This is a genomic window from Vibrio paracholerae, from assembly GCF_037672085.1.
In the GTDB taxonomy this organism is placed as follows: Bacteria; Pseudomonadota; Gammaproteobacteria; order Enterobacterales; family Vibrionaceae; genus Vibrio; species Vibrio cholerae.
The window spans coordinates 240,052-263,862 of the sequence record NZ_JBBHLM010000002.1; the positions used below are offsets into that span (position 1 = coordinate 240,052).

The 23,811-nt window shown below is 49.9% G+C and carries 16 protein-coding genes and 2 pseudogenes; 5 read left to right on the forward strand and 13 right to left on the reverse strand.

Features of this window, described 5'->3' with window-relative positions; all coding sequences use genetic code 11:
* Positions 1 to 114: 114 nt before the first annotated feature.
* From recG to gmk, 4 genes are all read right to left on the reverse strand, one after another.
* The gene (gene recG / locus R4537_RS06415; RefSeq protein ID WP_071179338.1) at positions 115 to 2,193 is read right to left on the reverse strand and encodes an ATP-dependent DNA helicase RecG; all 2,079 of its coding nucleotides are present in this window, start codon (positions 2,191 to 2,193) and stop codon (positions 115 to 117) included.
* 117 nt (positions 2,194 to 2,310) lie between these two features.
* Positions 2,311 to 4,428: a bifunctional GTP diphosphokinase/guanosine-3',5'-bis pyrophosphate 3'-pyrophosphohydrolase gene (gene spoT, locus R4537_RS06420; protein ID WP_029627710.1), complete on the reverse strand. Its 2,118-nt coding sequence runs from the start codon at positions 4,426 to 4,428 to the stop codon at positions 2,311 to 2,313.
* A gap of 31 nt (positions 4,429 to 4,459) precedes the next feature.
* On the reverse strand, positions 4,460 to 4,732 hold the full coding sequence (gene rpoZ, locus R4537_RS06425) for a DNA-directed RNA polymerase subunit omega (RefSeq protein WP_000135052.1): 273 nt from the start codon (positions 4,730 to 4,732) through the stop codon (positions 4,460 to 4,462).
* A gap of 107 nt (positions 4,733 to 4,839) precedes the next feature.
* On the reverse strand, positions 4,840 to 5,463 hold the full coding sequence (gene gmk, locus R4537_RS06430; protein ID WP_000515795.1) for a guanylate kinase: 624 nt from the start codon (positions 5,461 to 5,463) through the stop codon (positions 4,840 to 4,842).
* A 367-nt stretch (positions 5,464 to 5,830) separates the two neighbouring features.
* On the opposite strand from gmk, the gene R4537_RS06435 reads away from it, so the two are divergent.
* Positions 5,831 to 6,502, forward strand: a complete 672-nt coding sequence (locus tag R4537_RS06435) for a 7-cyano-7-deazaguanine/7-aminomethyl-7-deazaguanine transporter (protein ID WP_029627709.1) — start codon at positions 5,831 to 5,833, stop codon at positions 6,500 to 6,502.
* Positions 6,503 to 6,600: 98 nt separating this feature from the next.
* On the opposite strand, the gene R4537_RS06440 is transcribed toward R4537_RS06435, so the two are convergent.
* A complete protein-coding gene (locus tag R4537_RS06440) occupies positions 6,601 to 8,304 on the reverse strand; it encodes a sodium:solute symporter family protein (RefSeq protein ID WP_000354557.1) in 1,704 nt (567 codons plus the stop codon).
* A gap of 10 nt (positions 8,305 to 8,314) precedes the next feature.
* Positions 8,315 to 8,581 carry a DUF4212 domain-containing protein gene (locus tag R4537_RS06445; RefSeq protein WP_000874728.1) on the reverse strand — a complete coding sequence of 89 codons (267 nt, stop codon included), beginning with the start codon at positions 8,579 to 8,581 and terminating at the stop codon, positions 8,315 to 8,317.
* 378 nt (positions 8,582 to 8,959) lie between these two features.
* Here R4537_RS06445 and R4537_RS06450 point away from each other — a divergent pair, with 378 nt between their 5' ends.
* A complete protein-coding gene (locus R4537_RS06450) occupies positions 8,960 to 10,705 on the forward strand; it encodes a potassium/proton antiporter (protein WP_080483544.1) in 1,746 nt (581 codons plus the stop codon).
* Between the two features lie 98 nt (positions 10,706 to 10,803).
* Here the strand turns inward: R4537_RS06450 and R4537_RS06455 are convergent, their stop codons facing one another.
* The 4 genes and pseudogenes from R4537_RS06455 to R4537_RS06470 form a co-directional block, all read right to left on the reverse strand.
* The gene (locus R4537_RS06455; protein ID WP_000378642.1) at positions 10,804 to 11,433 is read right to left on the reverse strand and encodes a response regulator; all 630 of its coding nucleotides are present in this window, start codon (positions 11,431 to 11,433) and stop codon (positions 10,804 to 10,806) included.
* Positions 11,434 to 11,605: 172 nt separating this feature from the next.
* Positions 11,606 to 13,408 (reverse strand): protein-disulfide reductase DsbD, encoded by a 1,803-nt coding sequence (locus R4537_RS06460; RefSeq protein ID WP_071179337.1) that lies wholly within the window; start codon positions 13,406 to 13,408, stop codon positions 11,606 to 11,608.
* A gap of 158 nt (positions 13,409 to 13,566) precedes the next feature.
* Positions 13,567 to 13,914: pseudogene (locus tag R4537_RS06465) on the reverse strand (alpha-1,6-glucosidase domain-containing protein); the annotation flags it as partial.
* A gap of 27 nt (positions 13,915 to 13,941) precedes the next feature.
* Positions 13,942 to 14,481: a TetR/AcrR family transcriptional regulator gene (locus tag R4537_RS06470; RefSeq protein ID WP_175463864.1), complete on the reverse strand. Its 540-nt coding sequence runs from the start codon at positions 14,479 to 14,481 to the stop codon at positions 13,942 to 13,944.
* A 341-nt stretch (positions 14,482 to 14,822) separates the two neighbouring features.
* On the opposite strand from R4537_RS06470, the gene R4537_RS06475 reads away from it, so the two are divergent.
* The 3 genes from R4537_RS06475 to R4537_RS06485 all read left to right on the forward strand — a co-directional run bounded on the left by R4537_RS06475 (position 14,823) and on the right by R4537_RS06485 (position 17,388).
* Positions 14,823 to 15,527 carry a type 1 glutamine amidotransferase domain-containing protein gene (locus R4537_RS06475; protein ID WP_071179334.1) on the forward strand — a complete coding sequence of 235 codons (705 nt, stop codon included), beginning with the start codon at positions 14,823 to 14,825 and terminating at the stop codon, positions 15,525 to 15,527.
* A gap of 74 nt (positions 15,528 to 15,601) precedes the next feature.
* Positions 15,602 to 16,264, forward strand: a complete 663-nt coding sequence (locus R4537_RS06480) for an SDR family NAD(P)-dependent oxidoreductase (RefSeq protein ID WP_071179333.1) — start codon at positions 15,602 to 15,604, stop codon at positions 16,262 to 16,264.
* A gap of 11 nt (positions 16,265 to 16,275) precedes the next feature.
* Positions 16,276 to 17,388 carry a flavin monoamine oxidase family protein gene (locus R4537_RS06485; protein ID WP_071179332.1) on the forward strand — a complete coding sequence of 371 codons (1,113 nt, stop codon included), beginning with the start codon at positions 16,276 to 16,278 and terminating at the stop codon, positions 17,386 to 17,388.
* 29 nt (positions 17,389 to 17,417) lie between these two features.
* Here R4537_RS06485 and R4537_RS06490 read toward each other — a convergent pair whose 3' ends face one another.
* The 3 genes and pseudogenes from R4537_RS06490 to R4537_RS06500 all read right to left on the reverse strand — a co-directional run bounded on the left by R4537_RS06490 (position 17,418) and on the right by R4537_RS06500 (position 23,747).
* Positions 17,418 to 18,326: an IS5 family transposase gene (locus R4537_RS06490; protein WP_071179331.1), complete on the reverse strand. Its 909-nt coding sequence runs from the start codon at positions 18,324 to 18,326 to the stop codon at positions 17,418 to 17,420.
* 462 nt (positions 18,327 to 18,788) lie between these two features.
* Positions 18,789 to 22,046: pseudogene (gene pulA, locus R4537_RS06495) on the reverse strand (pullulanase-type alpha-1,6-glucosidase); the annotation flags it as partial.
* A gap of 393 nt (positions 22,047 to 22,439) precedes the next feature.
* Positions 22,440 to 23,747, reverse strand: a complete 1,308-nt coding sequence (locus R4537_RS06500; protein ID WP_000638384.1) for an anaerobic C4-dicarboxylate transporter — start codon at positions 23,745 to 23,747, stop codon at positions 22,440 to 22,442.
* Positions 23,748 to 23,811: the final 64 nt, after the last annotated feature.

Here is a 23,811-nt window from a genome sequence, read left to right on the forward strand (position 1 = left end):
GTAGAGAGGTAAACGTTTGCGCTTACCGGAAAATGGCGGCGATTATAGAGGTTTTACTCAGGAAAGCAAACGTTTGCCTTGTCGATTCAGCGGTGAATTGATGAGGATCAACTGTTACGCTTTGGCGTAGATGTCACGCTCGCCTAACCAGCGGTCGATGATGGCTTGTGCATTTTGTGGGTAGCGTTCATGGATATGTCGCGCGATGCGTTGCACTTGCGGAACCAGTTGCTGATCGCGTACCAGATCGGCAATTTTGAAATCGGCTAAGCCGGTTTGTTTGGTGCCTAATAGCTCTCCGGGGCCGCGAATTTCCAAGTCGCGCTGCGCGATGACGAAGCCATCGTTGCTTTCACGCAAAACGCCTAAACGCTTTTGCGCGGTTTTGGAGAGTGGTGCATGAAACAGCAGCACACAATGGCTGGCTACGGTACCACGCCCAACACGGCCGCGTAGCTGGTGTAGTTGAGCTAGCCCCAAACGCTCGGGGTTTTCAATGATCATCAAGCTGGCATTGGGCACATCCACGCCCACTTCAATCACTGTGGTGGCGATGAGCAGATGCAGCTCATTGTTTTTAAACGCTTGCATTACCGCTTGCTTCTCAGCCGGTTTCATCCGGCCATGCACTAAGCCGATTTTGACTTCGGGCAGTTTGCGTTGCAGCTCTTCTGCCGTTTCTGCGGCCGCTTGTGCTTCCAGCACTTCGGATTCATCAATCAAAGTACACACCCAATACGCTTGCTTGCCTTCGTTGAGGCAGGCGTGGCGAATACGCTCGACAATCTCATCGCGTTTGGTATCCGGAATTGCCACAGTTTGGATGGGAGTGCGTCCGGGTGGCAATTCATCAATCACCGAGGTTTCCAAATCGGCATAAGCCGTCATCGCTAATGTGCGCGGAATAGGAGTGGCGGTCATGATGAGCTGATGCGGATACGCACCTTGTTTTGCGCCTTTCTCGCGCAGCTCTAAACGCTGATGTACCCCGAAGCGATGCTGCTCATCAATAATGACCAAGGCTAGATGGTCAAACGACACTTGCTCTTGAAACAGTGCATGGGTGCCGACGACCATTTTCACTTCGCCACTGGCGATGCGTGCCAGCTGCGTTTCTCGCGCTTTGCCTTTGAGCTTACCCGCGAGCCATCCCACTTGAATGCCCATCGGCTCTAGCCACTGCGCAAAATTGAGCGCGTGCTGCTCGGCCAATAGCTCGGTGGGGGCCATCAAGGCTACTTGATAGCCATGCTCAATCGCCCGCACTGCCGCAAGCGCTGCGACTAAGGTTTTGCCTGAGCCGACATCGCCTTGCACTAAGCGCATCATAGGATGTGGTTTTTCTAAATCCGCTTCGATTTCGGCAACCACACGCTGCTGCGCCTTAGTCGGTGAAAAGGGCAGTTGCGCTAAAAGTTGCTGTTTAAGCTGGTGAACAGGAGCCAGAGGCAAGGCCACATCTTGCTGGCCTTGACTGCGAATCGCAAGCATCGAGAGATTCTGCGCCAGCAGCTCTTCCATGATTAGCCGAACTTGCGCCGGATGTCGCCCTTGTTCAAACAGGCGCAGATCGATATCCGCCGATGGACGATGAATGATTTTCAGCGCTTGGGCCAAGGTCATCTGCTGATCGTAAAGTCCGGATGGCAGTAACTCTTGCACCGCGGATTTGTCCAGTAGCGCTAACGCTTGGTCGGTCAAATTACGCAGGGTGAGTTGGCGTAAACCTTCAGTGGTTGGGTAAACCGGAGTGAGGTTCGGCTCAACGTCTGGCGTTTGTGCAGGAGCAAAGAATTTGTAGTCAGGATGGATGATCTCTAAGCCTTGATTACCGCGTTTGATCTCCCCATAGGCATGCACAAACTTGCCTTCCGCAAAATTGTTTTTCATCGCCGCGGTGAAGTTAAAAAAGCGCAGCGTCAGTGTACCGTTGCCATCACTGATTTTTACGGTGAGCATTTTGCGTTTACCAAACAGGGTATCCACCGCCATCACTTTGCCTTGTACCGCGGCCCATAAACCGTGGTGCAGTTGCGCTATCGGATAAACGCGAGTGCGATCCTCATAACGCAGCGGAAGATGAAACAGCAGATCCTGCACCGTGTGCAAACCGACTTTCTCCAGTTTTTCGGCGACTTTGGCCCCGACACCGGAGAGTTCACAGAGAGGAATGGCTGAGAGGAGTTGTGACATGCGCGTTTGATCTAACCATTTGACTTAATGGCTATTCAAACATCGAGCTGTGTTTTTGTACAGGAAAAATTGCCCAAGAGAGGGGTGAAACGCAGGTTTCCCCCTCGCTGGTGTTGATCAGTTCTTACGGCGGCGCACTTTAAGCGCGTGAGGCATGGTGCGAATTTTGCGCATGATGCCAGCTAAATGTACCCGATCTTTGGTGGTGAGCAGAACCGTGACCGTGTACAAGCGACCATCGCGCTCTTCCGTTGACAGGCCATGAATATTCGAGCCCGTTTTGGAGATTACATTGGTCAGTTCTGCCAGTGCACCTTGGCGGTTTTGCATATCCACTTTCAGCTCAGTAATGAACTCTTGATCGTAATCTTTGGTCCATTCCACTGCCATGTACTTGTCTGGCTCTTTTTGATAGCCGCGTACGTTTGGACAAGTTTCACGGTGCACCACTAAGCCACGTCCCGGTGAAACGTGAGCGATGATGTGATCGTCAGGAATGGGGTGACAACAGTTGGCAAAGGTGAGCAGAATGCCTTCTGCGCCGCGGATCGGCAGTTTATTTTTATTGCCGGCGGATTTGCTAGGCTCGGTCAGTTCATCAGCATTGCCAAGTAGACGGCGTGCAATCACGATACTCATCAACTCACCCAAACCAATCGCGGCCAGCAAATCATCCATCGAGGCGATTTTTAGATCGCTCAAGACTTTGCTGATGTTCTCTGGGGCAATTTCGTTAACCGAGTGTTCGCCAAGCGCATGGTTAAGTAGGCGACGACCGAGAGTAATCGAGTCTTCGCGACGCATCGTTTTCAGCACTTGGCGAATTTTGGTGCGTGCGCGCGAAGTCACCACATAGTTGAGCCATGCCGCATTCGGACGAGCGCCCGGCGCGCTGATGATCTCCACCGTCTGGCCACTTTTCAACGATTGGCTGAGTGGGTATGGCGTGCGATCGACTCGCGCGCCGACGCAGGTATTACCGATGTCGGTATGTACCGCGTAAGCAAAATCGACGGCGGTTGCGCCCATTGGCAGCTCAACGATACGGCCTTTGGGGGTAAAGACGTAAATCTCATCTGGGAACAGATCGGATTTGACGTTTTCGATAAATTCAAAAGAGTTACCGGCGCTTTGTTGTAACTCAAGTAGGCTTTGCATCCAGCGCTGCGCTTTAATCTGCGCGGTAGTGCCGCCTCGTTCACTATTGGCTTTGTACGACCAATGGGCTGCCACCCCTTTATCCGCCATCTGATCCATATCTTCGGTACGGATCTGCACTTCAACTGGTACGCCGTGGGGGCCAACCATGGAAGTGTGCAGCGATTGATAGCCGTTGGCTTTCGGGACGGCAATGTAATCTTTCATTCGCGCAGGGCGCGGCTTGTACAAACTGTGCACCTGACCCAGTACGCGGTAGCAGGTATCTGCCGTATCCACCACAATCCGAAACGCGTAAATATCCATAATGGTGTGAAAGCGCTGCTCTTTGGTTTTCATCTTGTTGTAGATGGAGAACAGGTTTTTCTCGCGACCCACCACGCGAGCAGGCAGCCCCACTTCTTGTAAGCGGCCTTCGATTTCACTGTGGATGCGTTGGATAATCTCTTTGCGGTTACCACGCGCGGCTTTCACCACCTCTTTTAGGACGCGATAACGGTTCGGGTAGAGCGCTTCAAAGCCTAACTCTTCGAGCTCGGTTTTGATGTTATGGATACCCAAACGATGGGCGAGGGGAGCATAAATTTCTAAGGTTTCACGGGCAATGCGGCGTTTTTTATCCGGACGCAGTGCACCGAGGGTGCGCATGTTGTGCGTGCGGTCGGCCAGTTTGATCAGGATAACCCGAATATCCTGCACCATGGCCAGCACCATTTTGCGAAAGTTTTCCGCCTGCGCCTCTTTGCGATCGCGAAATTTGAGCTTATCGAGCTTAGACACCCCGTCCACCAACTCGGCGACTGAGCTGCCAAAATGGGCATCTAAGTCTTCTTTGGTGACATCACAATCTTCAATCACATCATGCAGCAGTGCCGCTTGTAGCGTTTCTAGATCGAGACGCATCTCGGCGAGAATTCGCGCTACGGCAACAGGGTGAATGATATAAGGTTCGCCGCTTGAGCGGGTTTGCCCTTCATGGGCATCTCTGGCTACCACATAAGATTGGCGCAGAGCCTCAATTTGAGGCTCTGTGAGGTATTCTTGGGCAACGTCTTTTAGACTATCGAATAGATACAAATTTCAGGCCCGGCGGGTTAAATCGCTACGATTAACGGTTGTGCATGATGCTGCTAACTGCAGCCAGCTCTGCCGCTTCTTGTTCTTGCTGCTCTTGACGCTCACGTGCATCCAGCACATCTTTCGTGATCAGCCCTTCTTCGATTTCGCGCAGAGCGATAACCGTTGGCTTATCGTTCTCTTCCGGCACCAATGCATCTTTACCGCCAGATTGCATTTGACGAGCGCGGCGAGCCGCAACCAGAACTAAGTCGAAACGGTTGCCAATTTTTTCAACAGCGTCTTGAACTGTTACGCGTGCCATGAGAACTCCAAAATTTAGTTAACTGATAAGTTGAATGACGAGAAAGTATACAGGCTAACCGGTTGAGATTCTAGCAACGGGATAGACTGATAAACCAAGCTGGCTGTTTATTCAGCCAGAAGAGCAGACAACATAGCGCTATATTTAGCAGCTTGCTTGTCTTGCTTCAATCTTTCTGCACGGATGATGGCTTTGAAATCCATTAGCGCGACATCAAAATCATCATTAATGATGACGTAATCGTATTCGCTGTAATGCGAAATTTCAGATTTAGCTTCACCCATGCGTTTAGCGATCACCGCTTCGCTGTCTTGGCCGCGTGTGTTTAGGCGGCGTTCCAGCTCTTCTTTCGAAGGCGGCAGGATAAAGATGCTTTTCGCTTCTGGCATTTGGCTGCGGATTTGACGCGCGCCTTGCCAGTCAATATCGAGAAACACATCAATCCCTTTATTGAGCGTATTTTCTATCCACACCCGTGAAGTGCCGTAATAGTTGCCAAACACTTCCGCGTATTCGAGGAATTCCCCTTTGCCGATCAGCTCAACGAAATGTTCTTTTTCGACAAAATGGTAATGAACGCCATCTTGTTCGCCGGGGCGCATACCACGTGTAGTATGTGAGACCGAGACTTTCATTGCATAGGTTGGGTTTTGCTCCAATAGGGCTGCAATTAAGCTTGATTTGCCTGCGCCACTGGGTGCAGAAACGATATAAAGAGTACCTTTGCCCATCGATTCGGTTCCACTTAGTTTGGGATTGTGTCTTTGCCTTAACGGGCAATGAGTTAAAGATAGCACTGACTGGATCCAAAATGGATGAATTTTCAGCCAGAAAAATGGAGGCGAAGAGTAGCACGATCTGCAAGATCTTCTCAAGCGTTGCGATGGCTTGTCGGTTAAACTCTCCGCGCAAAAAGGATGATCATTTCGGAATGATGACGCCATCGTTTGCTCAAAAAATACCCTTGCGCCGGATAACGTTTGGGATATAATCGCCGCCCTTGTGAATTGGCCGTTGGTCAACCACGTAAAATTTGAACCGGAAGCGTGCTTCCAATTTGGGTTCCCTCGCCCCCAAACCAAACTAAAAAGGTACAGTATGAATCACTTTACCCCTGCGCAGCAGCGCAAAGCCCTTGGCTATCTTGTTTTGTTTCACCTCGTGATCATTGCGTCAAGCAATTATCTAGTGCAAATCCCGTTTACGATTTTCGGTTTTCACACTACGTGGGGCGCTTTTACTTTTCCGTTTATCTTTTTAGCGACCGATCTGACAGTGCGTATTTTTGGTGCTGGCTTGGCGCGTAAGATCATTTTTCTGGTGATGCTTCCTGCATTGGCGGTCTCTTATCTACTGTCTGTGGTGTTTTTTGAAGGACAATACCAAGGGTTAGCGCCGCTGAGTGAGTTCAACGTGTTTGTTGCGCGGATTGCGATTGCCAGTTTTATGGCCTATTTGCTTGGCCAGATCTTAGATGTGCGCGTGTTTAACCGTCTGCGTCAAATGAAGCAGTGGTGGATTGCTCCAACCTGTTCAACTCTTTTGGGTAATGCGCTCGATACCATGGCTTTCTTCTCGATTGCATTCTACCAGAGCAGCGATCCGTTTATGGCTGAGCACTGGACGGAAATCGCCTTAGTCGATTACACCTTCAAGCTCATCATTAGCTTAGGTCTGTTTGTGCCTATGTACGGCGTCTTGCTTAACTACCTGATCAAAAAGCTGACTGCACTGAATCCTGATTTTGCAATGGTGAGCGCCAAAGCTTAATTTAATTGAGTGCGACATGATGCCGCAGCGAGGAAAAACAAAGCCCGAGAGAAGTCTCGGGCTTTTTACACTTAGGATTGGCTAGTCAGTATTAACACTTAGTGACTGTGTGCCGCGCCTGCACCTTTTGGATAGCGGATAGATTCCACCATTTCCTGCACATCTTGTGGTACTTCAGCGGTGAATTTGTTAACTACAATCGCCACCACAAAGTTCAAGCACATACCGAGTGTACCAATGCCCTCTGGGCTGATACCGAACCACCAGTTGGCTGGAACGCTCGCCGCCGGGTTCACGAACTTGAAGTAGATGATGTAAGCTGCAGTAAACAAGATACCAGCCAACATACCGCTGATCGCCCCTTCTTTGTTCATCTTCTTATAGAAGATGCCAAGGATGATCGCTGGGAAGAAGGAAGCCGCTGCTAGACCGAAGGCGAAGGCCACCACCTGAGCCACGAATCCCGGAGGATTGATGCCCAGATAACCCGCGCCAATGATGGCGAGTGCAGCTGCAAAGCGTGCGGCGAGCAGCTCCTGCTTATCGGTCATATTGGGTTTAAACCCTTTCTTCAACAAGTCATGAGAAATCGCGGTTGAGATAACCAGCAGTAGACCTGCAGCCGTTGAGAGTGCGGCGGCAAGGCCACCCGCAGCGAGTAACGCAACTACCCAGTTTGGCAATTTAGCAATTTCTGGAGAGGCTAGAACGATGATGTCGTTGTTGATGGTCATCTCGTTGCGCGCATCGCCTGAGTAGAACATACGACCATCGCCGTTCTTATCTTCCCATTTGACAAGGCCCGTGCTTTCCCAGTTGCGATACCAAGTGGGCGCTTCTGCAGCCGTCACACCTTGCATGTCTGGGCCGTTGATGGTGTCAATCATGTTGACGCGAGCAAAGGCCGCTACCGCGGGTGCAGTGGTGTACAAGAAAGCGATAAACAGCAATGCCCAACCAGCAGAGATGCGAGCATCGGAGACTTTAGGTACAGTGAAGAAGCGGATAATAACGTGTGGCAGACCAGCAGTTCCGACCATCAAAGCTGCACAGATGAAGAAGACGTCAACCATGCTCTTGGAACCGTCCGTATAGGCGGTAAAACCAAGTTCCTGTGTGAGGCCATCTAGCTTAGTAAGTAGATAGTCATCGGTTCCTGAGAGAGTGGAACCAAAACCAATTTGTGGAATTGGATTGCCAGTCATCATCAGTGAAGTAAAGATAGCAGGCACCAAGAAGGCGAAGATCAGTACACAGTATTGCGCTACTTGGGTATAGGTGATGCCCTTCATGCCGCCCATCACCGCGTAGAAGAACACGATCGCCATACCGATAACGATACCGACGTTGATGTCAACTTCGAGGAAGCGCGCAAAAACCACGCCGACACCGCGCATTTGACCGGCTACATAAGTGAACGAAATAAAGATGGCACAAAATACCGCAACCATACGCGCAGTTCTTGAGTAGTAACGATCCCCGATAAAATCAGGCACGGTAAATTTACCAAACTTACGTAGGTAAGGAGCAAGGCAAAGAGCAAGTAGCACATAACCGCCCGTCCAACCCATCAGGTAAACGGTGCCGTCATAGCCGATAAAAGAGATGATGCCAGCCATTGAGATGAAGGAAGCCGCTGACATCCAGTCGGCAGCGGTGGCCATGCCGTTAGCGACAGGATGTACACCACCGCCCGCAACATAGAATTCACTGGTTGATCCTGCACGCGCCCAAATCGCAATACCGATATAGAGTGCAAAGGTCAGACCGACCAGAATAAACGTCCAGGTTTGAATATCCATGCTCAGCCCCTTAGTCTTCTTGTACGTTATATTTCTTGTCGAGCGCATTCATGCGCGCAACATAGACAAAGATCAGAGCAACAAAGGTGTAGATAGAACCTTGTTGCGCAAACCAAAAGCCGAGTTTGAACCCAGCAAATTCAATCGTATTCAGTGCATCGACAAATAAGATGCCTGCACCGAATGAGACTAAAAACCACACTGCAAGCAGTGAGCCCATGATCCCCAAGTTTTCCTTCCAGTAGGCTTGAGCATGTTCAGATGATTTGAACGCCATGGCCTTCTCCTTCCTTTTCGTTATCCCGTTAGAGGTGTTAACACAATGTTACGCATCTTAGGTTAGCAGCCTAATAGCAAGGGATCTGTGCAACTTTAGTCGGGGGATTTAGGCCAAAAAACAGCGTTAAAGCGAAGGGTTATTCGACGGCAGCTTTAAAAATGAGATGTTAATCTGATGTTAATGTAGCCAAAAGTATAACGACGACGAGTGGCGTAATGGTGATTTTGTTGAGCAAAGTGCGCTAAAGCGTGATTTGTTTACATAAACTTTTCTTAGTGATGTCATGAATTCGTGCACAATAGGCGGGCAAACTTATTGATAAACAGGGCAATCCGTTAACGGCATCAAGTCGTTAATCGCAGACTGGGAGGTAGAGTGGACGCCGTTACGATTAACAGTTTTTTTATGATAGGTGCCTTATTGATAGGCATCAGCGTATTACTTAGCCCTGTCTCCTCGAAATTGGGGATCCCGATTTTATTGGTGTTTCTCGCGGTTGGTATGTTGGCGGGAGAAGATGGCATTGGACAGATTGCCTTTGATAATTATCCGGTGGCTTATTTAGTCAGTAACCTCGCTCTGGCGATTATCTTGCTCGATGGCGGGATGCGCACTCGGGTGGCGAGTTTTCGCGTCGCATTCTGGCCTTCGGTATCTCTCGCGACCTTAGGTGTTGCAGTGACCACCTTGCTGACTGGTTTGCTTGCGATGTGGTTATTCAATCTGAGCCTACTGCAAGGTGTCTTGGTCGGCGCGATTGTCGGCTCGACCGATGCGGCGGCGGTATTTTCTCTGCTCAAAGGGCGCAGCCTCAATGAACGGGTTGGCGCAACCTTGGAAATTGAATCAGGTACTAACGATCCGATGGCGGTGTTTTTGACCGTGACCTTGATCGCTGTGCTTGGCAGCGCAGAAACCAATTTAAGCGCAGGCTTTTTACTGATCAGTTTTGTCCAACAGTTTGGTGTCGGAGCGCTGCTTGGCTTGGCGGGCGGCTGGATTTTATGGTGGCTAATCAATCGCAACCAATTGCCGGAAGGCTTGTACTCGATTCTGGCGGTGAGCGGTGGTTTGATGATTTTCGCCTTGTCTAACGCGTTAGGTGGCAGCGGAATTTTGTCGATTTATTTGACGGGGTTATTGCTCGGCAATCGTCCTACGCGCAGTCGTCACGCGATCCTTAACGTGCTCGATGGCATGACGTGGTTGGCGCAAATTGGCATGTTCTTAGTGCTCGGTTTGTTAGTCACACCATCGGAATTGATGGAGATTGCACTTCCCGGTTTAGCGTTGGCGGTGGGGATGATCCTCTTTGCGCGCCCCATTGCGGTATGGATTGGCCTTGCGCCGTTTAAAAGTTTTACCGCGCGTGATAAATGGTTTGTCTCTTGGGTTGGGCTGCGTGGCGCCGTGCCGATCATCCTTGCAGTCTTCCCAATGATGGCGGGTTTGCCCAACGCTCAGCTTTACTTCAACCTCGCATTTTTCGTGGTTATGGTGTCGTTGGTGGTGCAGGGCGGAACGCTGACCAAAGCCATGTCGCTGGCTAAGGTGGAACTGCCCCCAAAACCGGAGCCGATTTCACGCACGGGCGTGGAAATTTATCCGACCAGCGAGTGGGAGTTGTTTATCTATAAACTCAAAGCCGACAAATGGTGTATCGGTGAGCCATTGCGCAATCTCTTTATGCCGGAAGGTACCCGGATTGCGGCCGTATTTCGGGATAATCAACTGCTGCACCCATCGGGGAGTACTGAATTATGCGAAGGCGACACCTTGTGTGTGATGGCGCAGGAGCGCGATCTGGAATCACTCAGTCGTCTATTCAGCGAAGCACCAGAAAAAGCTTCTCTTGCCCGCTTCTTTGGGGACTTCTTCCTCGACATTGAAGCGAAGTTGCAAGATGTGGCTTTGTTGTATGGTCTGGATTTAGGTGAGCTTGAGGCTGACGCTAAGCTTAAAGATCTGGTGTTAGAACATTTGGGCGAAACGCCAGTGCTCGGCGATTACTTCGAATGGCATGGTTTGCAATGGGTAGTCGCCGATGTGGTGGACTGGAAAGTGACCAGAATCGGTCTGCGCTTACCGCCCGAAGAAGAGCTACAAGAAGGCGCGGAGTAACGATCGCTTGCGCCTTGATATTGCGGTGTTGTTCAACGCCGACCGGCAATGCCAAGGCGTTTGGATATAGCGCGAGTAAGCAGAAATGAGCGAGTGGATCACTCGCTCATTTCTTTTAGCAAAATCACTGCTTGCGTGCGGTTTTTCACGCCAAGTTTGCGGAAAATGGCCGTCATATGCGCTTTGATGGTGGCTTCCGACACATTCAATTCATAAGCAATCTGTTTGTTGAGCAGGCCATCGGACAGCATGCCAAGTACCTTGTATTGCTGCGGAGTCAGCGCGGCGACTTTTTCCGCTAGGTCATTGCCAACAAAGCCATCAACCAGTAAATGCGCGGGGAAATAAGGCTCGCCGTTGAGCACTTGATTGAGCGCGGCAATCAGGCTGCGCATATCGCTCGATTTTGGAATAAAGCCAAACGCGCCGTGACTCTTTACCTGCGATACCACGCTGGGCTCTTCACTAGCGGAAATGACCACTATCGGTAAATCTGGGTATTCGGAACGCAAGTGAATCAAACCGGACATGCCATTGGCGCCGGGCATTTTCAGATCCAGCAGCAGTAGATCGGGCTCAGATTCTTTATTGAGTAGGGTGAGCAAAGCATCCAGCGAGTCCGCTTCCAGCAAATTCGCGCCGCTGATCGCCATGTGCACCGATTGAAACAGCGCATTACGAAACAGGGGATGGTCATCAGCAATGATGATGGTGTAGGTCGAGTCCATGACGTCACAACAGGTTTACCAAACAGTTATAGGAATTATTGTTCTGTTTAGCGCAGTGAACAATCTTTACCCGTTAAAAGTCTGAACTGTATCCCTTTTTAAATGCATGAGTTTGAATAGCGAACACGATTTCGGTTGAGTCGCCCCATCGCAGTGCGAATGGGACGACAACTTATAAACCTTGTTGCGTGAGATGGTCGAGAAACGGTTGCTCGGCCATAAAGCCTGTGATGCGCGCATTAGGTACCGGCTCGCCTTGCGCGTTCCAAAACTCAATAGTTGGCAAACCGAGCACATTCAGCGCCTTGAGTAACTCAATATCCTGTGGCTGATTTTTAGTGACATCGGCTTGCAGCAGTACAAAGCCGCTGAGCTTGGTTTCCACTTGCTTGGTGTGAAAGGTGTATTTCTCAAACTCTTTACAGGCCACACACCAGTCCGCGTAGAAATCGAGCATCACGGGTTTGCCTTGCGCTTTAGCCTCTGCCAGTGCGCTTTGCAGCTCGCTTAGATTAGCGATGCGAGTAAATTGGATCTGTTTGATCTGCTGAGCGGTTTGAGTCGGTATCAACCAGTGATTAAGCAGGGGCTGCGCAGAAGCCAGCAGTCCTAAAATCGCGACAATGCCAATTAAGCTCTGTTTCCAACCACCAAACGGCAGACTGTTTTTGACATGGTACAGCCAGCCAAACGCCGCTAAACCGAGTGCCGACCACAGCACGCTGGACCAAAACTCAGGCACAATGCGCTCAAGCAGGAAAATCGGCGCCGCGAGCAGTACAAAACCGAACAGGGTTTTCACTCGCTCCATCCAGTTGCCCGCTTTAGGCAGCAATTTATTGCCAAACACGGCCACCAAAATCAGCGGAATACCCATGCCGATGGCGAGCGCGTACAGGGCGACCGCGCCAGTGAGCAGATCGCCACTTTGCGCCACATAAAGCAGTGCGCCAGAAAGTGGCGCAGTGGTACAAGGCGAGCAGACCAAGCCTGAGATGGCGCCCATAGCAAATACACCGGGTAGGCTGCCACCTTGCTGAGCGTTACTCAATGAATTCAGCCAAGTCTGCACCCCGCTTGGTAACTGCAGGCTGTACAAACCAAACATGGAAAGGGCGAGCGCCACAAACAGCACGCTTAAACCGATCAGCACATAAGGGTGTTGTAGTGCGGCTTGAAATTGCAATCCAGCCGAAGCGACCACTAACCCAAGCAAGGTGTAAGTGAGCGCCATGCCTTGCACGTAAATCACGCTGAGCAGTAACGCGCGGCGTTGGGTGAGCTGGGCACCGCCAAGTACGATACTGGTTAAAATCGGATACATGGGCAGCACGCAAGGAGTGAAAGCCAGACCAACCCCAAGCGCTAAAAACAGCAGTGGCGTCCACCAATTTTGCGCCAGTTTGTTGGCCAGTGAATCTTGGGCAGACGTGGGGGCGTTATCGGTTTGTGGCAGTGTTGCTTGTGTTGATGTGTTGGTCTTAGGCTCGATAACGCGGTTTGATTCTGCGTTAAATGGCGTAATGTCGATCACTCGTGTTTCTGGTGGATAGCAGAATCCTGCTTTGGCGCAGCCTTGATACTGCACGATGACTTTGGCTCCGCTTTGATAAGCCACCAAAGGCAGCGGAACAGATAAAGGTGTTGTGTAGATTTTCACATCACCAAAAAACTCATCGTGATAAGGCTCACCTTCGGTCAGTGAGTACTCACCGATCTCAAGATGTTCACCACTGATGCTGATCCTGTCTTGATAGAGGTAATACCCCTCTTTGACTTGCCAATCGATAAACAAGGTTGAGCCTTGCTGGAACGCATTAAACGGAAACGCTTCATCGACCGGAACAAAACGGTTTTGTGTCGGAGCAAAACTTGCAGTGCCTGTGTTATTGCCAGCGTTATTACCAAAGAGCGCCCAAGCGGGTTGGGTAAGCAGGGCGAACAGCAGTGAAAAACAGAGTATCAGTGTGCGCATGAGTCAAATCGTGATTAATCATTTACCGGTGATAGTAACCCAATCAGACCCGAGAAGGGCGCAATAAGTTTCAATAAGATGAACACAAACAAGGGAAGTCAGGACTTCCCTTGTCATTAGGTATTGCTCATTCGATGAAGCGTAAGCTTTCCCCTTACTTAAGGATGTCGTTTTTCAAATACGGCCACTGACCATGCAGGAACGCTAAGTCGCTGGTTAACAACGCTCGCGGCTTCGCCGTGATAAGCGATGGAACGATTGCCCAGATCCGCTTGAATGGCATGCAACTGATAATCGGTGGCATCAAAGTGGGCAAACTCGGTGAGCGGTGTTGGGCTGGCGTTGAGTACCACCACCAAGCCTGATCGCGCAGCATCGAGGGAAGCATCATGCAGATCGCCTTGGTTATCAATGCTCATCACTATGACGCCCGGAATTTGCTCACTGCCTGTGTTGTGGAAATGGACGCGTTTGATGATCTCACTGCCTCTGCCTAACGTGAGTAAGATTGCTTTAATCATTATCTTTGCAGTCTACCGTAGTAGCGTTGCAAAATTGGCACTTACCTGTTCAAAAACAGTAGTATTGTTTAATACTTTTGCCATCAATAAGGCCCCTTCCAAGCTCGCCAGCAAACCAGCAGCTCGTTGTTCTGCCACATGAGACGTCAGCCCTACAGCTTCAAACACGTGAACTCGTAACCAGTGCAAGTTCTGCAGAAAAAATTGTTGAGTGGCCATGCGAATCGACTCCGGCAACACTTCCGATTCACTCGCAAATTGACCGCATAAACACATTTTTTGATCGCACAGCAACGATTGTCGGAACAAGTCAATATAACGAGTCAGTCGTTCTTGCCCAGAGTCATGCACAGCAGAAATCTGAGCCAATTTTTGCGTAAAACGCTCTGTATATCGAGTCGCAACAGCAACGCCTAAATCTGCTTTAGTCGGAAAATGGTAGTGAATACTGGCACTTTTAATGCCGATCTCTTTGGAGATCTCCCTAAAACTAAATGAGTTATAGCCGCCAGCTCGGACTTGAAGCTCTGCAAGATCAAGGATTTTATCCACAGTTGAGTTGGTCATTTTGTGATTCCGTACTGAAAATGAGTCAAAGAAACCAGCATAACACTGCTGGCATAAAGATCGATATCATATACCTTTCATCTACCTACAGATAGGTTATCACGATGAGGGGGGCTTGATACGGCAAAATATTACAGGTAGGTAAGATTGGAAGACTCCAGAGTTTATTGATTCACCTTTTAACCCCCCAGTAATGTGTAAATAAGCAAAACTATCTACCGATAGGTATTGACGAGTGGGAAGCTATTCTCTATAGTTACACCTATCTTCTGGTAGGTAGCCTGCTTTGAAGTTCACAACAATCCTGTTAATGATGAGGTAATGATATGAAAGCTACACACAACCAACAAAAACGCGTTCTTTTAGTGATGTCATCGGTTGATGAAATGGGCATCAGTGGCAAACAAACCGGAACCTGGTTTCATGAGCTGGCGGCGCCGTATTACATCCTGACTGAAGCTGGTTATGAAGTGGTGTTCGCATCACCTGAAGGCGGCGAAGCTCCTATTGATTTACTCAGTATGAAAGTGCCTTTCACCACTGACTACACAGCACGCTTTTTACAAGACCCCGTAGCATTGTTTGCAGCCAAGCACAGCCGTAAGCTGCGTAATATCGATGCAACGACGTATGACGCGGTGTTTTTCCCAGGCGGTTATGGCTTGTTGTGGGATCTGGCAGCGGATTCTTTTGTGATTAAGTTAATTCGAGATTTTTACGAGGCGAATCGCCCTATCGCCATGGTGTGTCATGCGCCAGCGATTTTGCGCGACGTGAAAAAATCAGACGGTGAATACCTGGTTAAAGGCCTGAGCCTGACGGGTTTTAAAAATGCTGAAGACATGGAAGTAGAACTGCTGCACCACCTGCTGTTCTCGCTGGAAGATGAGTTAAAAGGCCGTGGTGCGAATTACATCGCCAAAGCCAACTGGGAGCCAAACGTCGTCATTGATGGTCCATTGATGACAGGTCAAAGCCCTGCTTCTGCTGAACCACTGGCTGTAGCATTGGCTGAGCGTTTAAAAGCCTAAATCACAGCGCGCCCTTCACCCATGCAAATGCATTGTGTGACGGGCGCATTCCTAAACAAGAGAGGGTGAACAGCATGCATCAATCCAGTTCAGTTGTTATTGCAGGCTATGGCCCTGCGCTAGGGGAAGCACTGGCCGAACGCTTCCATATTGGCGGTTATCAGGTGATCCCAGTATCCCGCCGGGGAGCATGGGCCACTGACTTAAAAGATCCTGAAGCCACAGCTGCGTTGTTTTCACGTATTGACAGCGAAGCCGCACCGTTGGCCGGCGTGATCCATAACGCCATGGAGTTTCATCGCCAGGCTTTTTTAGCGACCAGCAGCGACACTTTTTTAAGCGTATGGCAGTCGATGGTTTTGACAGCAGTCAATGTAAGCCAGCACGCGATTCCGCGGTTAACCGCTCGTGGTGGCGGTAGTTTACTGTTTTCTGGTGCATCAGGCAGCGTGCGTGCTGGCGCAGAATTTTCAGCCTTTAGTTCCGCAAAATTTGCTTTACGCGGTTTGGCGCAAAGTCTTGCGCGCGAGCATGAAGCGGATGGGATCCATGTCGCCCATGTGGTGGTGGATGGCTTAATACGAAGCGAGCGGACCGCGCAACGATTTGCGCCTCCTGCGACGGCCACATTGATCGAGCCAGCTGATTTAGCAGAGCAATATTTTTGGTTATTTCAACAAAGCCGGTCTGGTTGGACTCATGAAATTGATGTTCGTCCAGCACAAGCGGCGCGATAAGGAGTTATCTCATGTCATATCCCATCGTCGTGATCGGCGCAGGATTAAGCGGGCTTTATAGTAGCTATTTACTGGATCAGGCCGGTCATCGCGTTTTATTGGTGGAAGGTAGGGAGCGGATCGGCGGGCGGATCCAAAGTGAAGCGCCATCCTCTGGTAGCCATCGCATCGATTTAGGGCCTTCTTGGTTTTGGCCAGGGATGAATCATCGACTTGAAGCACTATTGAAGCAATTGGGCTTAAATTCTTTTGAGCAGTATCAAAGCGGCGCATTCAGCATTGAGCAAGCGGACAGCCAGATCATTCGTCAATCGATGACCTGGGCGCAACAGCCCGCATCGCATCGCGTGGAGGGAGGCATGCAAGCGCTGACGGACGCTCTGACCCAACAATTTAGCTCTCGGGTACATCTGAAAACGGCCACCCGCTTAACCGCAATGACAATGCATTCCCATGCCATTGAGCTGCAGTTTGAAGATCAAGCCGGCGTATGGACACAATTAGCGTCTCAGGTGATCGTGACTATCCCGCCGAGATTGATGGCGCAAGACATTCAATTCTCACCACAGTGGCCAGAGAGCATGCAACAACGTATGCGCGATACGCCGACATGGATGGCGCAGCATGCCAAATTTGTTGCCGTCTATCCCCGCGCATTTTGGCGTGAGCAAGGCTGGTCAGGTACTGCCATCAGTCAACGGGGACCGGTATCGGAAATCCATGACGCATCTGATAGTACCGGCCAAAGCGCGGCTTTATTTGGCTTTATTGGCGCCAACGCAGCCTATCGAGCTGGGGTTGGAGAAACGGCGCTGCGCGGACAAATACTAAGGCAGCTAACTAATCTATTTGGCGAACAGGCAGGAGTACCCCTGTCTTTGCATCTGCAAGACTGGTCAAAACAGACGTTTACCGCCAGCGACAGTGATCGTTACCCGTTGGCGATGCATCCTCAATATCGAAATGCAGAAGTGCCTGATGAATGGGCTTTACGGTTATGGCTCGCCGGCACTGAGCGATCGGCAGAATTCGGCGGCTACCTTGAAGGCGCGCTTGATGCAGCTGAAAGAGCAGTGTCGAAGTTACTTCAGTATAAAGCGGCGTTGTTGATCAAATCAGCTTGAGGATCAACGATGCCATATATGACTAGCAGTTAGCTCCTTACGGGCATACCTAGTCCTATGACTTTGTTTATAGCTTTGACATTCGCCATGATTTCGCCCACTTGAGCGTTGTAACATCTCAAGCTCAGTTTACCGCTTGTGAGTCCCTTATATCGGGATATTGCAGTCTCAGATATTGAGCGATAGTGATAACCAGACTCGGCTTTCCATTCCGCTATTGCCCCATTTTTCAGCGCTGTTACCGCTTCGTTTCTGGGATGGCCATCTTCCCAAAGTGCTGCATTCTTTCGAGGTGGTATTAACGGTGTACAACCTTTCTTTTTCAGAGTCTCGTGACAATTCTTTGTGTCATAGGCACCATCAGCAGATACGGCAATGATCTTTCTGCGTAGTGGGTTGAGCAATGTAGGCAGTACTTCACTATCGCCCACATTGACAAGGCTGACTTCCGCACTAATCGCCTCGTGAGTATCCACATCAATAGCTAAGTGCAGTTTGCGCCATATTCTGCGTTTTTCTGCACCATGCTTTTTCACTTTCCATTCACCCTCACCAAAGACTTTGAGGCCAGTCGAGTCAATGGCGATATGGCGGATAGCCCCTCTAGATTTATTGCGATATTTGACCTGAACAGTCTTCGAGCGTTTACTGATACAGGTGTAGTCAGGGGATGTCAGAGGAACATCCGATAGCTTGAAAATCGAGTCGATAAAGCCTTGCAGTGCACGTAATGGCAGAGAGAAGATGCCCTTAATCATCAAAGCAGTTTCAATCGCTGTATCTGAGTACTGGAAGCCTCTACCACGCTTACCATGGTGGGTTTTGCATTGCCATGCATCAATAGCTGAGTCATCTATCCAGAACGTAACCGAACCACGCTTGCACAGAGCCTTATTGTACTCCGCCCAGTTAGTTATCTTTTTTTTCGCTTTGCCCATGTCACCACCGCTCTTACCATCACAAGGGATCAGATCGCAGGACTTGGAAAAGGTTCAACTTATTTAGGCAACAACGCCGTATAAAGCGGCAAAGGTGGGTTAGTGATGACAGCTGATGACAAAATACCAACGGCTATTTTAGCCACCGGCTCTACTTAGCATTGCAGTTGGCCTGTTAGCATGGTCACAGTTATGGGCAATTGCAACGCCACTGTGGCAGTTTCCGGCGATGCTGTCTCACATCACCACCGTCATGGCGTTAACAGTATGGTTGTTGCTAGTGAGTAGGTTTGGCTATCAGTGGTTTCGGCAACCTCGTTATGAATGGCAGCTGCTGCAAGACCCACAGCAGTCTGCAATGACCGCTTTACTATTTGTTTCATCATTCTTGGCGGCTATGAATCTTCAAGCATGGTCACCGCAGCTATCATTGCTGCTATTTGCCAGCGCACTAATTGGTCAAGATGACGAGCGACGCAGTTGCACCAATTCATTGAAATAATCATTCATGGTGGCAATGTCGGCGGCTTGTGGCTCGGCATTGGCTCCGGCTTGCGCAATCACGGTTTCAATGATCGACCAGTTGCTGCCGTCCTTGTCTTGACGTGGCAGGCCCACATTCCAGTTATTGCTGGTTTTGCCAAAATCAACGCGGTTATACCAGTCACCAGAGTCGTAAGAGTCACGCTGCATGGATTTAGAACGCAGTAACTCGCTTCCCATGTGCACAAAAGGCACACCTTGGCCTAATACCGCCGTCGCTAAGCTGACCGCTTGCATGCGCACTCGAGTGCGGAGTGGCAGCGCATAGTCAATTTTGTACTGCTGGTTATCCCACAAGGTTTGGTTATCGTGCTTAGAAACATAGTTTTGAATCTCCCAAGCATCATTGGCATAACCTGCCGCTTGGCCGTTGTAGTCGAGTTCTGAGCCCTTGATGGTGTTGCCTGTTTGGTCAATAAAGGTGAAGGCTTTTAAATTCCCTGCCATACCAAGGCGAGTTAAATCTGCCAAGTGCAGTGCTTGAGTTCGCGTGTTGTTGCTCAGATCATTTTTTTGCACATAAATACCGTTACCCCAGCCTTGGTTAGCGCGTAGGCTCGCTTCACCATCAAATGGGCCGCCACCGCGCACGGCATCACGCAGACGATCTGAAAACGAGCCAATCCCAGTTCCGGCCAAATTGGGTTGTGTTGCCTGTTTGAACTGGCGATCATTCGCCACTTCGCCAAAGTTCCAACCTTCGCCGTAGAAGTAAACATCAGGATTGATTTGCTTGGCCGCCGCTAAGGTTTGCTCAATTTGCGCCAGCGGGTGATGTCCCATTAAATCCCAGCGGAAGGCATCGATTTTGTACTCTTTAACCCAAGTACGAATCGAATCATCAATCAACTTAGCAAACATGCGATTTTCCGGTGCGGTATTCGAGCAGCAAGTAGAATTCTCGACCTGACCACTCCACTCATTCAAGCGTTGGTAGTACCAAGGGACGATGCGATCCAGTACCGATTTATCCGAAACCCCCGCTTCGTTGGTGTGGTTGTAAACCACATCCATCACCACATTCATCCCAATCTCTTGTTTGACCGCTTGCACCATCTCACGAAATTCTTTGATGCGGGTAACGCCGTCAGGTTGAGTGGCATACGAGCCTTCAGGCACGGTGTAGTGGAACGGATCATAGCCCCAGTTGAAGCTATCCACATCACGCAGAAAACCATTTAAACGCTGCACGAGAGGCTGCTCTTTCGAGTCTTTGGCTTTTAACGTGGTAAAGACGCTTTGCAGTGTGTCATCACCAGTGCAGTAAGCCGCTAAGTCACTGTCGTTTTTGAGCGCGGGTTTGAGGTCACACAAACGGCTAAATGGCTGATCCAAATTGACCACTTGCTCTGGATCTTCATTGATGGTGGCAATATCAAACACGGGCAGCAAATGCAGATGGGTCACACCAGAACGGGCTAGCTGTTTTAAATGTTGTACGGGCTGACTCTCTTGCTCGCTAAAGGCGGCAAATTTACCGCGGTGCGCCGAAGTGACGGTGGTGTCGTGGGCAGAAAAATCACGGACGTGAGCTTCATACAAAATAAAATCGGCACGCTCGTTTTGTGGATGTGGCGCAGCTAACGTATCCCAGCCCTCAGGTTTGAGATCGGCATGATTGAGATCCACTACCTGACTGTAGAGTGAATTGATGGCCAAACTGTGCGAGTAAGGGTCTGTCACTTGATAGGTTTCAATCTGGTCAGTCGCAGGGTGATAGACGGTGATTTGATAGCGATAGTAATCGCCATGCGCCAGTGCCGTATTGACGGCACTCCAACTGCCTGATTGGGCATCAAAGCTCATCGCAATCGGTGTTTTGGCTTGTTTATCCGTCCCGTAAGGGATCAGCGATACCGCTTGCGCTGTCGGAGCCCATAAGCGGAAAGTGGTGCTGCCATCAGGATTGATCAGTGCGCCATATTGCAAAGTGCTCGCGCTATCCGCATACAGCGCATCCAAGGCACTGGCGGGCTGCACTTCGGTTGCTAAAAGGACGCCTGTGGCATCACTGGCGACCAGTAACAGTTGGCCTTGCAATAAGGTTTTGAGATCTAACCCAGCGGCTTGGAAATCAAACTCAAAGCCACGAAAGTCTGAGGTTAAATGCGGTTTTTGCGCTTGCCATTCGGTGCCGCTTGGGCGCTCAGAGGTAATCGTATGGTCGGCATTGAGTACGGTTTTACTGGCACTGTCAAAACGGAGTTGACCTTGTCGGGAGTAATACAGAGTGGCTGATGTTGCTTCCAGATTGCCCACCAGTAAGGTCGACGCATCCGCAAAAGTCGCGCTTGCACCACTCAGTTCAACCTGATTTTGTGGCCGTTTTGCCAAAGGCTGGTAGTAAATTTTGTCGGTACCTTTGAACACAAAGCCGATAGGGCCAATCGCTCCCGTTTTGGTGAAATCTAGTTTCAAATTGGCGGTTTGATAGTCGCCGTTGGTTTTATTGTTGGGGATAACATTGATGCAGTTATCGCGGCCATTAATCGGTAAATCCCAATAAGGGCCATAGGTTTTACTGTATCCGCTTGGCGCGATGCCCGGCCAAGCTGAATTGCTGGCCGCATAGTTTTGGCATTCACCTTCATTCCACACATGCAGGGTGAAGAAGCTTTCATCGCCATCTTGCGTATTGAGATACAGGCGCGCGGTATTGGCGGGCAGTGCATTGCGCGGGATTAACTCTGGATAGACTGCTGCAACGCCTTGCTGGGTGTAAACCGCATTATCGGCACCTAACTGAGTTAAATCGACTTTGGCATCGTAATCGCCCAGTGGTTTTTGCCCATCAATCCGTGGAATAAAGTTAATGCACTGAGTGGATTCATTCGCATGATAGGGCAACTCCCAATAGGCGCCTAACTCATCATCAACCCCGGTGGGCAATAGACCCTTGGCCCAATCCTTCGCGTCAGGGTTATTGCCCGCATAGGCCGCGCACTGCTCATTGTTCCAAACGTAAAGAGAGGCTTTGCTGTAAGGCGAGCTGTCATCACTGCGCTGGGCGGTGGTCGCTTGGTAATAGACTTTCACCAACTGTTGAGGGGTGACAGGGCCTTGGGTGTTGTTGTCTGGATTGGAGGTGGACTGATTGCAACCAAATAGCAAGCTGCTGGCCAATATTGGCAGCAGCACGCGATTCACGCGTGAGAGATTGAAAGTAGGATTATTCACGTTTTTCGTTCCTTAGAATTATAGAAGCTGTTGTTCAACACTATTAATAGGCTAAGGAAAATGCTGGTCTACGGAGTGTGAGACAACTCAATAAAGATCTTTTCGATGAAGAAAAATCCTCAAGCAGGGCAGAACATCACGAATGGTGGGAGGAGGAGCAGTGATTTAGAGCACGGATTGTAGGGTGAGATGACGTGCTATACAGAGCAAAGCCTTACTGAGTGCGCCAGTTAGCGTCGCTGTGCCTGATGGTGATGACAAGGTAGGGTTTGAAACGGATCGCATTTCTCAAGAAGATGATTTTCGGGAGAAATAAAGCTCACACATTCAAGGTGATGGCGAGAGTAGATACAAAAAAGGGAGCCGCAGCTCCCATGATTTTGCACTTTATTCTTAGATAAACAGGCTACCAAACATAAAGCCAAATGCAACAGCACTGGCAATCGTCACTACACCTGGAATGAAGAATGGGTGGTTAAATACATAGCTACCAATTCGCGTTGAACCTGTGTCATCCATTTCCACCGCGGCCAACAAGGTTGGGTAGGTTGGCAGTACGAACAGGGCGCTCACCGCAGCAAAAGAAGCCACTGCCGTCAGAGGTGCAACACCAATCGCCAGTGCTGCAGGCATCAGCGCAACTGTGGTTGCACCTTGTGAGTAAAGCAGCATAGAAGCAAAGAACAGCACCAGTGCCAGCATCCATGGGTAGTCAGCCAGCAGAGTACCAGCCACTTCTTTGATGCCATCGACGTGTGCGTTGACAAACGTTGAACCAAGCCAAGCTACACCCAGTACACAGACACACGCTGTCATACCTGAACGGAAGGTTGACGCTGCTGGAATTTGCGCCGCATCAATCTTGGTCAGTAGCACAATACCGGCTGCTGCCGCGAGCATGAAGGTCATAATCGCTTCATTACGACCCAGTGCAGGATCGACAATCAAACCAATCGAGTTTGAAATCGCCGCCGCATAGCACACTACCAGAATGATCGCAGTGAGGAAGATGTAAGTGGCGGTTTTCGCGGTCGGCAGAATTTCACGCTTTTGGGTACCCGCCAGCTTGATCAGGCCTTGTGTTAGACGCTCTTGATAAATCGGATCGTCTTTTAGTTCACTGCCCATAAAGTTAGAAACAAACGCACCGACCATACAAGCAGCAAAAGTGGTTGGGATACAGATCGCGAGCAGTGTTAAGTAATCCACCCCAAACGGTACCAGCATTGCCGCAAATGCCACGACTGCCGCTGAAATCGGTGAAGCGGTGATCGCAATTTGTGATGCGACAACGGCAATCGAGAGTGGGCGTGAAGGACGCACCCCTTGACCTTTTGCCACTTCGGCAATCACAGGCAAAGTGGAAAATGCGGTGTGGCCTGTACCTGCCATCAGTGTCATCAGGAAAGTGACAATCGGAGCGTAGAAGGTGATTCTTTCCGGATGTTTACGTAGGAAGTTTTCGGCCAGTTGTACCAGCCAATCCATACCGCCAGCTACTTGCATCGCGGCGATAGCCGTGATGACCGACATGATGATCAAAATAACATCGACCGGAATAAAGGCTTGTTTAGTCGGTACGCCAAGGATTAATGACAAGGCGATCACACCAGCACCACCGGCTAAACCAATGCCGATACCGCCAATCCGTGCGCCCAGAAAGATAAAGAGAAGAACGACGAGTAGTTCGACCCAAATCATAATGATTACCTCATTTAAAGATGAAAAAATTATCTCAACACTCACCATAACGAGCGTTCAAATA

Bases quoted from the DNA above. Each gene is read 5' to 3' on its own strand.
- rpoZ (WP_000135052.1), bottom strand. From the start codon at position 4,732: ATGGCACGCGTAACAGTTCAAGACGCTGTTGAAAAAATTGGCAACCGT.
- R4537_RS06435 (WP_029627709.1), top strand. From the start codon at position 5,831: ATGAATCACTTTACCCCTGCGCAGCAGCGCAAAGCCCTTGGCTATCTT.
- R4537_RS06485 (WP_071179332.1), top strand. From the start codon at position 16,276: ATGTCATATCCCATCGTCGTGATCGGCGCAGGATTAAGCGGGCTTTAT.
- R4537_RS06455 (WP_000378642.1), bottom strand. From the start codon at position 11,433: ATGGACTCGACCTACACCATCATCATTGCTGATGACCATCCCCTGTTT.
- R4537_RS06475 (WP_071179334.1), top strand. From the start codon at position 14,823: ATGAAAGCTACACACAACCAACAAAAACGCGTTCTTTTAGTGATGTCA.
- R4537_RS06480 (WP_071179333.1), top strand. From the start codon at position 15,602: ATGCATCAATCCAGTTCAGTTGTTATTGCAGGCTATGGCCCTGCGCTA.
- R4537_RS06460 (WP_071179337.1), bottom strand. From the start codon at position 13,408: ATGCGCACACTGATACTCTGTTTTTCACTGCTGTTCGCCCTGCTTACC.
- R4537_RS06490 (WP_071179331.1), bottom strand. From the start codon at position 18,326: ATGGGCAAAGCGAAAAAAAAGATAACTAACTGGGCGGAGTACAATAAG.
- gmk (WP_000515795.1), bottom strand. From the start codon at position 5,463: ATGGGCAAAGGTACTCTTTATATCGTTTCTGCACCCAGTGGCGCAGGC.
- recG (WP_071179338.1), bottom strand. From the start codon at position 2,193: ATGTCACAACTCCTCTCAGCCATTCCTCTCTGTGAACTCTCCGGTGTC.
- R4537_RS06500 (WP_000638384.1), bottom strand. From the start codon at position 23,747: ATGATTTGGGTCGAACTACTCGTCGTTCTTCTCTTTATCTTTCTGGGC.
- R4537_RS06440 (WP_000354557.1), bottom strand. From the start codon at position 8,304: ATGGATATTCAAACCTGGACGTTTATTCTGGTCGGTCTGACCTTTGCA.
- R4537_RS06445 (WP_000874728.1), bottom strand. From the start codon at position 8,581: ATGGCGTTCAAATCATCTGAACATGCTCAAGCCTACTGGAAGGAAAAC.